Source organism: Bradyrhizobium sp. Gha (assembly GCF_900113735.1).
GTDB lineage: Bacteria > Pseudomonadota > Alphaproteobacteria > Rhizobiales > Xanthobacteraceae > Bradyrhizobium.
The window spans coordinates 136,637-151,728 of sequence record NZ_FOQM01000003.1 but is presented as its reverse complement, the minus strand read 5'-3'; the positions used below and the strand labels follow the sequence as shown (position 1 = coordinate 151,728).

The window sequence follows — 15,092 nt, the reverse complement described above, 5'->3', positions numbered from 1 at the left end:
CCTCTCCCACAAGAAGGGGAGAGGGCATAACAATGCGCTGCTTGCTCGCAGGTTCGGCGCTCAGTGCATCCCCGCAAAAATCTGGAAACACCCGATCGCGACCTCGATCACGATCAGCACCACCACCGCAATCTCGAGACGGAGCGAGCGTTGGGTGTCGATGATATCGGTCAGCGCATCGGCCGTCTCCGCGATGACGGTGATCTTGCGCTCGAGCGTGTCGAGACGCTCCTTCAGCTCATATTCGTCTTCGAGTCGGGCGTAGAGGCGGTCGAGCTGCGGCTTCTCCCAGAGCGCATCGGGCTTCTCGGCGACGGCGACGCGGCCGGCGACCCGCTGCTGGACCAGCAGCGCATTGCCGATCAGTTGCAGAATGCCCTTGCGCCGCCGTGAGGTCCGCCCCTTCTCGGCGAGCTCCCGCGCGAAGGGCTCGATGACATCGAAGACCGCAGCGACACGCCGCTCGTCGCGCGCGAGCGAGGTGCTCTTGGCGAGCGCGTCGGCGATCAGCAGCAGCCGTTCGTCGGAAAATTTGGCGAGGCAGATCGGCCCGCCGGGCTGGATCGCTTCGGCGTTTTCGTCCTTGCAGAGCTGCGCCTGCGCGGTCTCCTCCTCGATAGGGCTGAACTCGCCGGTGATACGGGACTTCAGGCTGTCGAGCAGCACCTTCTCCTCGGAAGGAAGTAGGCCGATCAGCACCACGACGCCATAGCGGAAGATCACGGCAAGGCCGGCATGGACGCGAAAGGCGGCGGGCGTCGAGGACACCAGCGTGCCGAGTTCGAGGTTCGACGCGTTGATGCGTTCGCCCAGCATCACGGCGCGGATCCGCAAGGTCGGCGCGACGTCCGGCGTCGGCGATGTTGGCGTGGTGCCAACGGGAAGTTGATCGACGTTCATAGACACATCTCGCTCGGCGAAAGGCGCAGTTTGAAGTTCACGAACACTGGATTCGCCGAAACATTCGGCAACATCGCCACCCTACGCGCGACACATTCAGCTGCGATAGACGAGCGGCCGTTCACCATCGCACGACGATCTGCTCGCGGAAAGTTGCGCTCGGCAACGCCGCGTGTTTATGACAGGATCATAACAAGCTACGCTTCTCCCGAAGTGCTGATATCGAAGCCTCAATCATGCTGAGTGTCATCATACCGACCGAAGGCGTCGAACAGACGGCGGTCGCAACTCTCGCCGCCCTGGTACCCGGCGCGGCGGCCGGCATCATCAAGGAAGTTCTGCTGGTCGACGGCACCCGCAATGGCGTCATCGAGCGCGTTGCCGACGTCGCGGGCTGCCGGTTCATCGGCTACGAGGGATCTTCGCAAGGCGCAGCCCTTGCCGCCGGCGCGCTCCAGGCGCGCTCGCCCTGGCTGATGTTCCTTCGCGCCGGCGCCGTGCTGGAGACCGGCTGGATCGAGGAGACCACCCAGTTCATCCAGGCGGTCGCGGCCAGCGGCCGGGATCGTGCGGCCGTGTTCCGCTACGCCCGCTCGCCTTACGCCGACACCGACTTCGGCGACTTTCTGCGCGCCATGGCGCGCAAGCTGATCGGCCCCCGCGGCGACCAGGGGCTTCTGATCGCGCGTGATCATTATGACCGGATCGGCGGCTATCCGCCGCAGGCCCATCATTCCGAGGCCCAGCTGCTCAGACGGCTCGGCCGTTCCTCCCGGACGCTGCTGCGCAGCCGGATCGTCATGGTGGGATGAGCGCATTCAATACTTGCCAAGGTCAAATAATTGTTTGACAATGGCAAGTATCGAGGTGTCTCATGGCCATTGACGGTTTCGCCGACCAGATCGCGGCAATTCGCGCCTTCAACCGCTTCTATACCCGCAAGCTCGGTGTGCTCGACCAGCACCTTGGAAGGAGCCCGTTTTCACTCAGCGAGGCTCGCGTCATCTATGAGCTGGCGCATCGCGACGACGTTTCGGCAAAGGAGATCGGCAACGAGCTTGGTCTCGATCCCGGCTATCTCAGCCGCATCGTCCAAAACTTCGAGGATAAGGGGCTCATCACGCGACGGCCCCTGCCTGTGGATCGCAGGCAATACCAGCTCAGTCTCACCGCCAAGGGCCGCGAGGCCTTCGCCGAGCTGAACCTGAGCTCGCAAAACGAGGTCGCCGCGATGCTGGCTCGGCTTCCGGCCGGTGATGCAACGCGGCTCACGCAGGCCATGGCGACCATCGAGACCGTGTTGGAGCAACGTCGAAGCCAACCCGCTTCCGTCGTGCTGCGCAGCCATCGCGTCGGTGACATGGGCTGGGTCATCTCCAAGCAGGGCGCCGCCTATGCTGCCGACTACGGTTGGGACATCAGCTACGAGGCACTGGTCGCCGAGATCTGCGCACAGTTCATCAAGAGCTACGACGCCGCCCGCGAGCATTGCTGGATCGCGGAAGTCGGTGGCGAGCCGGTCGGCTCGATCTTCCTGGTGAAGGCGACCGACGAGATCGCCAAGCTTCGGCTGTTGCAGGTGGAGAAGAAGGCGCGCGGGCTCGGCGTCGGTCGCGCACTGGTCGAGCAATGTCTCCAGGGCGCGCGCGAGCGCGGCTACAAAAGAATGACGCTGTGGACGCAGAGCATTCTGGTGGCGGCACGCAGCATCTACAAGAGCGCCGGCTTCGAGCTGGTCGCGACGCAGCCGCATCACAGTTTTGGGCACGATCTGGTGGGCGAGACGTGGGAGCGGGATTTGTAGCTGCGCGATGCCGGCGCACTCTCGTAGGGTGGGTTAGCGTCGCGACGGCGCGAAGCGCGGTCGCGATGCGTAACCCACCTCTTTGGTTTCCGCGGCGACGGAAGTGGTGGGTTACGCCCCGCGGTCTGCGCTTCGCGCAACCGCAGGGCTAACCCCACCTACGATGCTGGTCGCGACGCAGCCGCACCACAGTTTCGGGCACGATCTGGTCGGCGAGACGTGGGAGCGGGATTTGTAGCTGCGCGATGCCGGCGCACTCTCGTAGGGGCGGGTTAGCGTCGCGACGGCGCGAAGCGCAGTCGCGATGCGTAACCCACCTCTTTGGTTTCCGCGGCGACGGAAGTGGTGGGTTACGCCCCGCGGCTCTGCGCTTCGCGCAACCGCAGGGCTAACCCCACCCTCCGATACCGAGCGCTTGGTTGCGAATGATGCTCGCCGCAAGCGCCCCTACACCGTCGCACCCTGCGCTTTCGGCCTTCGCAGATGCTCATCCAGCCGCGGCATGATCTCGACGAAATTGCACGGGCGCGTGCGATAGTCGAGCTGGCTTGCGAGGATGCCGTCCCAGCCGTCGCGACAGGCGCCGGGCGAACCGGGCAGGCAGAAGATGTAGGTCGCAGCCGTCACGCCGGCCGTGGCGCGGCTCTGAATCGTCGAGGTGCCGATCTTGGCGTGGCTCAGCATGTGGAAGGCGATGGAGAAACCGTCCATGCGCTTCTCGAACAGCGGCTCGATTGCCTCGGGCGTCACGTCGCGCCCGGTGAAGCCGGTGCCGCCGCTGGTGATGACGACGTCGACGCCCGCATCCGCGATCCAGCGGCGGATCACGGCGCGGATCGCCTCGACATCGTCGGTGACGATCTCCCGCGCGGCAAGATGATGGCCGGCCGCGGTGAGCCGATCGACGAGCGTCTGGCCGGATTTGTCATCGGCGAGCGCACGCGTGTCGGAGACGGTGAGCACCGCGATGTTGAGCGGGATGAACGGCTTGGATTCGTCGATGGAGGCCATTTTCGTTGCACCTTCTCTCCTTCCCACCGCCGTCATCCCGGGACGAACGCACTTGCGTTCGCCCCGGGATGACGCCACTGCGTCCGTGGCGCGAAACCGCTACGGCCCGCCGCCGCCGAACGTGTTACAGGCTTGCAGCGTGCCCTGCTGATAGCCGGTCATGAACCACTGCTTGCGCTGCGCGGCCGAGCCGTGGGTGAAGGAGTCAGGCACCACGCGTCCCGTGGCCTGGCGCTGCAGCGTATCGTCGCCGATCGCGCTCGCTGTGGTCAGGGCGGCATCGATGTCGCCGGCCTCGAGGAAATTCGGACGCTTCTTCGCCTCGCGATTGACCCAGATGCCGGACAGACAATCGGCCTGGAGCTCGACCTTCACCTGCAGCGCATTCGACTCGGCCTTGCTGCCGGCCTGCTGCTGCAGCCGCGTCACCTTCGGAATGATGCCGAGCAGGTTCTGGATGTGATGGCCGGCCTCATGCGCGATGATATAGGCAGTGGTGAAATTGCACGCCGACTTGCCGGAGCAGCCGCGGAAGCGCGTCTCGACCTCGCGGAAGAACGAGGTGTCGAGGAAGATGGTACGATCAGGCGGGCAGTAGAACGGCCCCATCGCCGACTCGGCCCGGCCGCAGCGGCCGCCATTGGTGACGTTGCGGAACAGCACGACCTTCGGACCGGTGTAGGACTGTCCGCTGGCCTGGAAGATCTCGCTCCAGCGATCGTCGATCTCGCCGAGGATGCCTGAGATCATGCTGCCCATCTCGTCGGTCGGCGCGCCGCGCTTGGCCTGGCTCGACGGACGGTCGCTCTGGTAGCTTGGCGCCTGGCCGCCGCCGGTGAGGATCTCGGCGCCGCCAATCAGGATGCGGGGATCGATGCCGAAGGCATAGCCGACCAGACCGAGCACGATGATGGTGCCGATGCCGAGACCGCCGCCGCCCATCGGCAGGCCAAACCCGCCACCGCCGCCGCCAATTCCTCCGCCACCATCGTCGCGACGATCCTCGATGTCGTCGCTGCGGCGGAAATCATCGTAGCGCATGGCGGGCTTCCCTCAAGATCGGCAATGATACGGCGTGGGCACGCGGAAACGCAAAAACCTCAACGCGCCACATAGCTAAAATTTCCATTGCGTTAATCAATATCCCGCTCGGCAATTATTGCCTAGTGCGAGGGCCTGCGACGCCAGCAATTTTTTCCGAGGGCCGAGCATTTTTTTCCGAGAGAATTTTGCAGCGATTGGCGGATTCAACCACGCCCGCAACGCGAAGAAATACGAAACACACTATGAAATACGGCAAATGCGCTCAGCTTCTCGCGTGCAACACGCGATGCGGGGCCTGCTCGCGAAAGCGGCGAGTTAAGCCGATTTTTACTTTGCGGCTTCATTGTAACGGTCAGTCGGTTGTTTGGTCCCGCGTCGCCGACAGCGTCGCCTGAGTCAGAGTTCTTGAGTCATGGTAGTGTCGCGTCGCGGGGCGTCTGCAAAGGCGCCCCGCACAAATTTTGAGTCTCCGTCGCACAGCATCGTCATCGGTGATTGCGTGGCCGAGATGTCGAAGCTCCAGGCCGGCTCGGTCGATCTCGTGTTCGCCGATCCGCCCTACAATCTCCAGCTCAAGGGCGATCTCAAGCGCCCCGACGAATCCCATGTCGATGCCGTCAACGACGACTGGGACAAGTTCGACTCCTTCTCGGCCTATGACGATTTCACGCGCGCCTGGCTGCTGGCCGCGCGCCGCGCGATGAAGCCGTCGGCGACGATCTGGGTGATCGGCTCCTATCACAACATCTTCCGCGTCGGCGCGATCATGCAGGACCTCGGCTTCTGGCTCCTGAACGACATCGTCTGGCGCAAGTCGAACCCGATGCCGAATTTCCGCGGCCGCCGCTTCACCAACGCCCACGAAACCATGATCTGGGCCGCGCGCGACGAGAAGGCCAAGGGCTACACCTTCAACTACGAGGCGCTGAAAGCCGCCAACGAGGACGTGCAGGCACGTTCCGACTGGCTGATCCCGCTCTGCACCGGTGAGGAACGCCTCAAGGGCGCCGACGGCAAGAAAGTGCATCCGACGCAGAAGCCGGAAGGCCTGCTCGCACGCGTCCTGCTGTCATCGTCCAAGCCCGGCGATCTCGTCATCGATCCCTTCAACGGCACCGGCACCACCGGCGCCGTCGCCAAGCGCCTCGGCCGCTCCTATATCGGCTTCGAGCGCGACCAGACCTATGCGAAGGCCGCCGAAGCGCGCATCGCCGCGGTCGAGCCGCTGCCGGAAGAAAGCCTCGCCCCGTTCATGACCGCGCGCGAAGCGCCTCGCGTGGCGTTCTCCGAGCTGATCGAGCGCGGCATGATCATGCCCGGCACGAAACTGTTCGACGCCAAGAAGAAGCTCGGCGCACTGGTTCGTGCCGACGGCGCCATCATGTTCGGCGACAAGGTCGGCTCGATCCACCGCATGGGCGCGGTGGCGCAAGGCGCGCAGGCCTGCAACGGCTGGACGTTCTGGCACGTCGAGACCAAGAAGGGGCTCAAGCTGATCGACGAGCTCCGCGCCGAGATTCGCGCCGGCATGGCGGCGGAATAGCGACGCTCCCCACCCTACGGCACCTGCCAAGACGCGAGCTGGTCTGCGCCGTTCGCAGAGACCGTACGGCCATCTCGCCGGTTGCGCGCACGCGCCGGCCTTTTCGTCGTTGCTTGAGCTTCAGGCGGCGTGGACCGAGTTCAGGAATTTTGCCACCTCGACCTTCAGCCGGTTGCTGTCCGAAGACAGCGAGCGCGCCGCCGTGAGCACATGCGAGGAGGCCGAGCCGGTCTCGGACGCACCGCGCTGGACGTCACCGATATTGGTCGAGACGCGCTGGGTGCCATGGGCCGCCTGCTGGACGTTGCGGGAGATCTCTTGCGTGGCGGCGCCCTGCTCTTCCACGGCGGCGGCAACGGCCGACGAGATTTCCGAGAGGCGCTCGATGGTGCCGCTGATCTCGCGGATCGAACCGACTGACTCTTCCGTGGCGGCCTGAATGCCGGAGACCTGCTGGGCGATCTCGCCGGTGGCCTTTGCGGTCTGCTCGGCCAGCGCCTTCACCTCGGAAGCGACCACGGCAAAGCCGCGGCCGGCTTCGCCCGCCCGCGCCGCCTCGATGGTGGCGTTGAGCGCGAGCAGATTGGTCTGGCCGGCGATGGTGCTGATCAGCTCCACGACGTCGCCGATGCGGGCGGCCGCCTTGGAGAGCTCGCCGACGCGGGCATTGGTCTTCGTCGCCTGCCCCACGGCCTCGCTGGCGATGCGGGCGGATTCCTGGACCTGACGCGCGATCTCGCTCACGGAGGAGGACAGCTCTTCGGTCGCCGAGGCAACGGCATGGACGTTGGCGGAGGCTTCCTGCGAGGCGGAGGCGACTTCCGTCGACAGGTCCTGGGCGCGGGTCGCGGTCGCGGTCAGCGTCCCGGCGGAGACTTCGAGCTCGCTCGAGGCCGACGACACGGTGTCGACGATCTCTCCGACCGCCTGCTCGAACTGGTTGGCGAGCCGGACCATGTCCTTCTTGCGATCCTCGGCCTGCCGCGCCTCGGTCTCGGTCTGCTCACGGCGCAGCCGCTCGGTGTCGATCATGTTGGTCTTGAACACGTCGATCGCCTTGGCCATGTCGCCGATCTCGTCCTTGTTGCCGCGCCCGGGAATCTCGGCCGCGAGATCGCCGCCGGCGAGACGCCCCATCGCGCGCGTCATCGCGGTCAGGGGCCCGACGATGCTGCGGGCGATCAGGAAGGCGACGATCGCGCCGAACAGAACGGCGAGCCCACCTGCGGCCTCCTGAATCCATGTCGTGCTGGCGATGACGCCTGCGGCATTCGTCCGCGTGTTCCGGGACTCAGCCGTGAGTTCGGAATCCGCCACCTTGAGCTTGTCGATGCTTGCGGCGATCAGGGGCGCAATGTTGTTGCGGAAAGTCTCGTCGGCCACAAGGATCGCGGCGGACGTCGCTTCGAACGCCGCCTGGTAGGCGGTCAGCGAGGTCTTCACCGGCGCGAGCGCAGACTTGACCTGCTCGGGCAGACTGGCCTCCTGCAGCGCCGCGATCCGCTGCTGCGCCCGCTCCGTATTGGCTCTGAAGGTCGAGGTTGCCTTGGAATCGCGCATGGCGAGGAAGCGCCAGCTCGCGAGACGAGCCTGCAGGATCTTGGATTCGAGGTCGGCAACGGGCCCCGTGATCTCGGTATCGTGGGTCCCGTGCGCTGCAATGGCCAGCTTGCCGGCATAGGTGTTCAGTTCCTCGCCACCGGGCAGCAGGGCGGCCTTGCCTTTCGTCGTCTCCTTGACCGCGGCGCCCATACGCTCGCGCAGCGACTGCAGCTTGGTGACATCGCCAATCAAACCATCGTAGATCTTGCGCCGCTCCTCCGAGAACGACTCCGCCGATTGCGCTTTGAGCAAGGCGACCATCTCCGCCTCGTGTTCTGCGGCCTCCTTGAAGGCGGGCTCGTTGGCATCGTAGATATAGCGCAGATTGGCCCGCTGCAGCGCCTGAAGATGGATCGATATCTCCCGTACGCGCGCTGCATGGTCCGAGAAAGCCGACATTCGCGCGACCTGGTCCTGGACGGCCCACAAGTTCCAGATCGCAACCAGGGCCATGACCAGCCCCACCACGGCAAGTGCCGTAAACCCGGCGTAAAGACGTCCCCGGATCCTCAAACGAATGCCCGGCATGATGCCGCCCCCAAAGAATTTCGAGCAGCCGAACGCCCCCACGGCGACTCGCGCTCCGCGGCAGCACCATGAAGTACACTTGTTAATGGTATCCTTCTTGATCGGGCCGGGCTTGCGGGAACCGGCCAAGCGCCGTCTCGGTCAGGACCGAGTCGCAGTATTCGCGGACCTCCTTGATCTTGCCGTCCTCCAGGCGGAACACGAGGCAATAGTCGTTGTCGTAGCGCACGCCCTCGGGCGTGACGTTGTCGCCCTTGGCCTCCACCACGACGATGTCGCCATCGGCGATGAAGCGCTCGGCGATCGTGCGCGTGCGGTCGCGCAGGCGGGAGCGGACGTAGCCGTGCAGATCGTTGAGGATCGCGTCCTTGCCCGCGAAGGTCCGCGACCAGGAATACTGACCGGTGACGATCCATTTGGCGTCGTCGGCGAGGCTTGCGGTGAACAGGGCGCGATCGCGCGCCGACGGATCGGGGTTGGCGGCGGCGGCGAAAATATCCTGCATCAGTTTCTTGTTGGCGTTCGCGCTCATGGCGGCATCTCCTGATGAGTGGCAACCCGGAGAACATCGCTGCGCAACGAGAATTCTTCAAATCGATAGTAGATATGATATCTATTCACTTCATGAATTTGAATTCGCTCGACCTCAATCTATTGACCGCGCTCGACGCGCTGCTGCGCGAGGCCAATGTCAGCCGTGCCGCGATGCGCATCTCGCTGTCGCAGCCGGCCACGAGCCATGCGCTGCAGCGCCTGCGGGACATCTTCGGCGATCCGCTGCTGGTGCGTACCGGCGCGCGGATGGAGCTGACGCCGCGGGCGCAAGCGCTGCGCGCGCCGCTGGCGCAGGCGCTCGACCAGGTGCGCGGGCTGTTCGTGCCCGATGAGTTCGACGCCGCGCGCAGCGAACGGCCCTTCCGTCTGATGATGCCTGACCTCGCGGTGGAACTATTGATGCCGCCGTTGATGGAGAAGGTCACGCGCCTTGCGCCCAACGTCCGCATCGACGTCGTGCCGTGGCGGGGACCGGCGATCTTCCATGCCGAGTTCGCCCGCACCATCGATCTCGTGATCTCGATCGGCAACGCCTTCAAGGGCTTTCACCGCCAGCTGCTCTACACCGACAGCGACGCATTGGCGGTGCGGCGCGGCCATCGGCTCGCGCCGAAGCTGAAGCGGCGCGAGACGTTCCTCGCTGCGCGCCATGTCGGCGTCGTCATCCGCGGCAATGCCGAGGATCTGATCGACACCTGGCTGCGCGGCAAGGGCATCGAGCGGCATGTCTCGCTGGTGGTGCCGAGCTATCTCGAAGCGCTGCACGTCGCCGCGCGCACCGACCTCGTCGCCTTCGTGCCGCGCCGGCTGATCGCGGCGCTGGCGAAGCAGCTCGGGCTCGTCACGGTGACGCCGCCGCTCGATCCCGGGATCGACGAGCAGTTCATGTTCTACCCGACGCGGGCGCAGATGGATCCCGGCTCGATCTGGTTGCGGCGGCTGATGCTGGAGACGGGACGGGAGCTGGAGAAGCAATCTTCGTAGGGTGGTTAGCCGTGCGGATTGCGCGAAGCGCAAACCGCTTGGCGTAACCCACCACCGCTGTCTCCGAGGAAATCAAAGAGGTGGGTTACGCCGAGCACATGCGCTTTGCGCATCTGCTCGGCTAACCCACCCTACGAGACCTGCGCTCTCACGCCTTCTGCGCGTCCATCACCTTGCGCACGGCGGGACGGTCCGACATGCGCCTGAAATGATCCGCGATCTTCGGCGTGGCGTTGATGTCGACGCTGTCGCCCTCGAGCCAGGTGGAGAGCGTGTAGAGATAGGGGTCGCAGACCGTGAACTGATCGCCCATCACCCAGGGGCCCCTGAACATCCTCTGCTCGATCAGGGAGAAGCAGGCGGCCATGGTCTTCGGCACCATCGCCTTCATATCGGCGAACGAGCTTTCCTGCGTCGCCCAGCGCGCGCCGCGTATCCTGTGGGCATGGTTGATGTGTACAGTCGAGCAGAGATAGGAGTTGAACGACTGCGCTTGCGCAAACTCGAAGGGATCGTCGAGCGGCGCCAGTTTCGCCTCCGGGAAGATTTGCGCGATGTAGGCCAGCATCGCCGGCGTCTCGGTGAGGACGCCGCGGTCCGTCACCAGAGCCGGCACGCGGCCCTTCGGATTGATGGCGAGATATTCAGGGCTGTTCTGCTGGTTGTCCTTGAAGCTCAGCCTTTCAGCCGTGTAGTCCGCGCCGACCTCTTCCAGGGTGATGTAGGTGGCGAGCGCGCAGGTGCCGGTGGCGTAGTAGAGCTTGAGCATGTCGAACCTCATGGGAAAGCCGGAAGTTAACGGCTGTGGACCGTCAGGTCCATAGCACGGCTGCTCTTCGCAGTTGCCCACCGCCGCCCGCCTGTGCCAAGACGCCTGCAATTGAAGTCGCCTGCAATTCAAGACGCCTGCAATTCAAGACGCCTGCAATCGGAGGGGTTTGTCATGACGGTACTCATCGCCGGCGGCGGCATCGGCGGGCTGACGCTTGCGCTCAGCCTGCATGGAATCGGCGTTCCCGTAAAAGTGTTCGAGAGCGTGGCCGCGCTGAAGCCGCTCGGCGTCGGCATCAACGTGCTGCCGCATGCGGTGCGCGAGCTGATCGAGCTCGGCCTGATGGACAAGCTCGATGCCAGCGGCGTGCGCACCCGTGAGCTCGCTTACTTCTCCAAGCACGGCAAGCCGATCTGGAGCGAGCCGCGCGGGCTGGAAGCCGGCTACAAATGGCCGCAATTCTCGATCCATCGCGGCACGCTGCAGCAGCTTCTGCTCGACACGGCAATCGAGCGGCTCGGCCGCGCCAACATCCTCACCAGCCATCATCTGACGGGCTGGACCGACACGGCCAATGGCGTCCGCGCCGACTTCGTCGACAGGGCAACCGGCAAACCTGCCGGGACCTACGATGGCGCGATCATGATCGCCGCCGACGGCATCCATTCCGCCGCGCGAGAAAAACTCTATCCCAACGAGGGACCGCCGATCTGGAACGGCCGCATCCTGTGGCGCGGCGTGACGCGGTCAAAGGCCTTCCTCAGCGGCCGCACCATGATCATGGCCGGCCACGAGATCCTGAAATTCGTCTGCTACCCGATCTCGAAGGAGCCGGACGCATCGGGCGACCATCTGATCAACTGGGTCGCCGAGCGCCACATGCCGCCGACCTACCAGTGGCGACGCGAGGACTATAACCGCACCGCGCGGCTGGAAGAGTTCCTGCCCTGGTTCGAGAGCTGGCAGTTCGACTGGCTCGACGTGCCCGGCCTGATCAGGAACTGCCCGCACGCCTATGAATATCCGCTGGTTGATCGCGATCCGGTGTCGCAATGGACTTTCGGCAAGGTCACGCTGATGGGCGATGCCGCGCATCCGATGTACCCGATCGGCTCGAACGGAGCCTCGCAGGCGATCCTCGATGCCCGCACCATCACCCGCGAGATCCTGGCGCACGGCCCGACACCGGCGGCGCTGCAAGCCTATGAGGCCGAGCGACGGCCGGCGACCACTGATCTCGTGCTGCTCAACCGCAAGAACGGCCCGGAGCAGGTGATGCAGCTCGTCGAGGAGCGTGCGCCCGACGGCTTTGAGGTCGTCACCGACGTGCTGTCGCAAAAGGAGCTGGAAGACATCGCCGCCAACTACAAGCGCGTCGCGGGGTTCCAGGTCGAAGCGCTGAATGCCAAACCGCCGATCGTGAGCAGGGACGCGCGCGTGGGGGTGTGAGTTTTCTGCACGGAGCGAGATGCCAGTTGATGCGCCCTCGCCCCTTGCGGGAGAGGGCAGCGACGCTGGTGGACGCAGACTCACTTGGGTGAGGGGTTCTCTCCGGAATAACACTCTTGCATTTGAACTTGCTGAAGCAATCCCTCATCACGCGCAGCGTCCGGTGACTAATGAGCACATCTGGCAAATGACCCCGTCCTGTCTCCGCGCGAGAAGCAGCTTCTAAGGCGCATCGCGGCTAATGCGAGCTGCCCTCTAAGGAATACTACCGGAACGAGCGCCAACTAATTTCATCAATGCTGACCCGCACCTTTTGACCGACCATCGAGATGGATTCAAATTCTAAGAGACCCGATGACTGATCAAAACGAACGATGACCTCCGGGTAAACCAATTCCGTGCGAGTTTGTGATATTGAGTGGACAGAACTGGGTTCGTATTCATCAAGGCCGTAGTAAGAGCCCTCAACCTCGACTTCGATGTCAAGGGAGACCTCTACCTCGATTTCTGGCTCGCACGTGAAGGTCTGCCCATCCTGATCCAAGATATTCAGCGAGACGACACTGGCTGAGTGGACATCGGTTATACGCGCCGCCACGATGTTGGCTCGATCACCTCTGTTGTAGCGGCTGTATTCCACGTCAGAGGCCTTGATTTCGTCAGCTACTCTGTCGCTCAGGTAATCACTCTTGCTAAGAGCTTCTTCGAGCGCGTCGTGCAGCTCTTTTGAAACAGTTGCTTGAGAGATTATTTCCGCAATTGTTTCGGAATGATAGAGAGGACCAGAATCGGAGCAACATCCTCGCAAGTCAGGATCGTCGGAAACGACGTAAGCTGTCGCATTGCGTTGCTGGCACCAGCTACGGATGGATGCAACTGAGATCGCGTCCGGGAATTCAGCCTTCTTTTTTGTACTGAACGGAGGTCGTCGAGCGAAGTAGTCGTCAAGAACGGATTTCACATCGGAAATCAACGGCACGTTCACGGCGCTGGTGCGCTTTAAAAATGCATCGAAGGCCGCCTCTAGTGAGGCTAGCGCGGCTGTTTGATCTTTCAAATTTTCGATTGCTGACCAAGCTCCCAGTTGCTCCAAGATGCCGCTATGCTTGGTCACCGAGGAGCTTGCTTCAGCGAGCAGTTCTCGGAGTTGGGACTTAACCTCTCCAATAGTTATGTCAGTCACTAGGAGTCGGAGGTGGCCTGCCTTCGCAAATTCGGCGAGCTTTGACAAAGTGCGCCCGTTCCAGTCGAAGCGAGCTTTCCGCAAGGCTTGCGTATCTACAAACACGAACCTTGTCCGTAGATTCGGGCGTACAATTTTACTCCCCGGCACAGATTCATTCACTGGAGCTTTTGCCTTTCAGGACCGCGTTCTCGCTCGGCTGCTTACTTCGCCAAACCCGCGCCATGCACCATGCGACCGCGTGAGCCTTTTGATCATCCGACTCAAACCTAAGACCATCGTCGATCATAGCTTTTTGCGCGTGTTTGGGGTATACCGCAACCGGCATTTCTTTAGGGGGAAATCGACTTCATGGCGCGGCGCAAAACGGATGCGTTACCCCACATCGTTCTGAACATTGAAACTAAACGGCCGATTGAACTAGGCGATTTTGTCTCTGCATTTTCCTCCATCGCGAGCCAGTACGAAAAGTTCGTGCGGTCCGACTATCCGGAGCTGGCGGGCGACGCCAAGATCTACGTGCGCGAGGTCCGCGCTGGATCCATTGAGGCCGATCTAATCCCGTGGGCGATGCAGGGATTGAGCGCCGTCGTCAACGTAATCGAGCAAATCCAGATCGTCGAAAAATTCGTGCGCAACTATGGCGCAGTGCTCGGCAAGTATCTCGGCGGCACCAAAGAACTCGAGGCCACGCGCTCGGATCTCAAGGACTTTATGGGATCGGTCGTCGCTATTGCCAACGATCCAAACGGCCACGCGACGCTGAAGGCCGTCGTTTTCGAGGATGGCAAGAAAAAGGTGCGAGCTGCATTGTCGTTCGACACCTCGCAAGCGAGAGAGGCGCAGCGACAGATCGAGGACCAGAAACTCCAACTGGAATCGTCATCGACGACCGCTGATCATCAGCGCGTGCTGATGACCTTCAAGCAATCCAACGTCAAAGACTCCGTTATGGGCAAACGAACCGGCGAGCGCGTTGCAATCGAGGACATTTCGTCACGCGATTTGCCGCTGATCTATGCATCGGAGCTGGCCGAGCAGCGGATCAAGCACGAGGTGCGCGAAGCCGACGACAACGTCTACAAGAAAGGGTTCATTGTTGACGTGAACGTCCAGCTTTCCGGTGGCCGCCCTGCCGGTTACCGCGTCACCAATCTGCATCAGGTAATTGACTTGCCGGAATAACTGACATGGCGCTCACTGACATTCAGCTTTTCACCGCGTGCATGGACTTCACGCTGCACCATACCCATGAATCGGAGCAGCAGACCTTCAAAGAATTGGAGACCAGCGGCGCAACGCGGTTGATCAACGCTTTGCGCGTGTTTCGGCTTCAGCGAGCCGTCCTAGCCGTCGGTATGTTCTCGATGTTCGAGGCCCTGCTGCAATCCAAACTAAAATGGAAGGACCCGGTTGTCCAACTTGACGACCACCTTTGCGCCCACGGCATGAAAGAACTTGCTTCGGCAATCACTGACTACAGGCTTGCCATCAACACACTCAAGCATGGCGAGGGCAGGAGCCATAAGGACATTCTCGCGAGAGCCGATAAGCTCGAATTTAAGGTTCGCGCCAGCGGCGACCATTTCTACGGCAGGTGATGTCACCGACCTCGGGACCCTTGTAGACGTTGACGACACGTTCGTGCGCCGTTGTGCGGAACTGATTGAGCAAGCATCAGAAGCAATTCGCGATCAGCTCGACGCCGCCAACTAGT

The 15,092-nt window shown here is 62.8% G+C and carries 14 protein-coding genes; 7 read left to right on the top strand and 7 right to left on the bottom strand.

Annotated features, from left to right (window positions below):
* Positions 1-60: 60 nt before the first annotated feature.
* Positions 61-900, bottom strand: a complete 840-nt coding sequence (locus tag BM222_RS06365; protein ID WP_092227436.1) for an RMD1 family protein — start codon at positions 898-900, stop codon at positions 61-63.
* Between the two features lie 236 nt (positions 901-1,136).
* On the opposite strand from BM222_RS06365, the gene BM222_RS06360 reads away from it, so the two are divergent.
* Together BM222_RS06360 and BM222_RS06355 are read left to right on the top strand one after the other, a co-directional pair.
* A complete protein-coding gene (locus BM222_RS06360; RefSeq protein ID WP_092227435.1) occupies positions 1,137-1,712 on the top strand; it encodes a glycosyltransferase family protein in 576 nt (191 codons plus the stop codon).
* A gap of 62 nt (positions 1,713-1,774) precedes the next feature.
* Positions 1,775-2,704 carry a bifunctional helix-turn-helix transcriptional regulator/GNAT family N-acetyltransferase gene (locus tag BM222_RS06355; RefSeq protein ID WP_092227434.1) on the top strand — a complete coding sequence of 310 codons (930 nt, stop codon included), beginning with the start codon at positions 1,775-1,777 and terminating at the stop codon, positions 2,702-2,704.
* Positions 2,705-3,151: 447 nt separating this feature from the next.
* Here BM222_RS06355 and moaB read toward each other — a convergent pair whose 3' ends face one another.
* Positions 3,152-3,715 carry a molybdenum cofactor biosynthesis protein B gene (gene moaB, locus BM222_RS06350; protein ID WP_092227433.1) on the bottom strand — a complete coding sequence of 188 codons (564 nt, stop codon included), beginning with the start codon at positions 3,713-3,715 and terminating at the stop codon, positions 3,152-3,154.
* A gap of 99 nt (positions 3,716-3,814) precedes the next feature.
* Positions 3,815-4,756 carry a KPN_02809 family neutral zinc metallopeptidase gene (ypfJ, locus tag BM222_RS06345; protein ID WP_092227432.1) on the bottom strand — a complete coding sequence of 314 codons (942 nt, stop codon included), beginning with the start codon at positions 4,754-4,756 and terminating at the stop codon, positions 3,815-3,817.
* 415 nt (positions 4,757-5,171) lie between these two features.
* Here ypfJ and BM222_RS06340 point away from each other — a divergent pair, with 415 nt between their 5' ends.
* The gene (locus tag BM222_RS06340) at positions 5,172-6,302 is read left to right on the top strand and encodes a site-specific DNA-methyltransferase (protein WP_092227431.1); all 1,131 of its coding nucleotides are present in this window, start codon (positions 5,172-5,174) and stop codon (positions 6,300-6,302) included.
* Positions 6,303-6,422: 120 nt separating this feature from the next.
* On the opposite strand, the gene BM222_RS06335 is transcribed toward BM222_RS06340, so the two are convergent.
* Positions 6,423-8,432 (bottom strand): HAMP domain-containing methyl-accepting chemotaxis protein, encoded by a 2,010-nt coding sequence (locus tag BM222_RS06335; RefSeq protein WP_092227742.1) that lies wholly within the window; start codon positions 8,430-8,432, stop codon positions 6,423-6,425.
* Positions 8,433-8,514: 82 nt separating this feature from the next.
* On the bottom strand, positions 8,515-8,964 hold the full coding sequence (locus BM222_RS06330; RefSeq protein ID WP_092227430.1) for a nuclear transport factor 2 family protein: 450 nt from the start codon (positions 8,962-8,964) through the stop codon (positions 8,515-8,517).
* Between the two features lie 92 nt (positions 8,965-9,056).
* Here BM222_RS06330 and BM222_RS06325 point away from each other — a divergent pair, with 92 nt between their 5' ends.
* On the top strand, positions 9,057-9,971 hold the full coding sequence (locus BM222_RS06325; protein WP_092227429.1) for a LysR family transcriptional regulator: 915 nt from the start codon (positions 9,057-9,059) through the stop codon (positions 9,969-9,971).
* A 148-nt stretch (positions 9,972-10,119) separates the two neighbouring features.
* On the opposite strand, the gene BM222_RS06320 is transcribed toward BM222_RS06325, so the two are convergent.
* Entirely contained in the window at positions 10,120-10,740 is a 621-nt protein-coding gene (locus BM222_RS06320) for a glutathione S-transferase family protein (protein WP_092227741.1), read from the bottom strand.
* Between the two features lie 174 nt (positions 10,741-10,914).
* On the opposite strand from BM222_RS06320, the gene BM222_RS06315 reads away from it, so the two are divergent.
* Positions 10,915-12,192, top strand: a complete 1,278-nt coding sequence (locus tag BM222_RS06315; RefSeq protein WP_092227428.1) for a flavin-dependent oxidoreductase — start codon at positions 10,915-10,917, stop codon at positions 12,190-12,192.
* Positions 12,193-12,457: 265 nt separating this feature from the next.
* Here BM222_RS06315 and BM222_RS06310 read toward each other — a convergent pair whose 3' ends face one another.
* Entirely contained in the window at positions 12,458-13,480 is a 1,023-nt protein-coding gene (locus tag BM222_RS06310) for a PIN domain-containing protein (RefSeq protein ID WP_092227427.1), read from the bottom strand.
* A 246-nt stretch (positions 13,481-13,726) separates the two neighbouring features.
* Here BM222_RS06310 and BM222_RS06305 point away from each other — a divergent pair, with 246 nt between their 5' ends.
* Together BM222_RS06305 and BM222_RS06300 are read left to right on the top strand one after the other, a co-directional pair.
* Positions 13,727-14,560 (top strand): hypothetical protein, encoded by an 834-nt coding sequence (locus tag BM222_RS06305; RefSeq protein WP_092227426.1) that lies wholly within the window; start codon positions 13,727-13,729, stop codon positions 14,558-14,560.
* A 5-nt stretch (positions 14,561-14,565) separates the two neighbouring features.
* On the top strand, positions 14,566-14,976 hold the full coding sequence (locus BM222_RS06300; protein WP_092227425.1) for a hypothetical protein: 411 nt from the start codon (positions 14,566-14,568) through the stop codon (positions 14,974-14,976).
* The last annotated feature ends 116 nt before the right edge of the window (positions 14,977-15,092 follow it).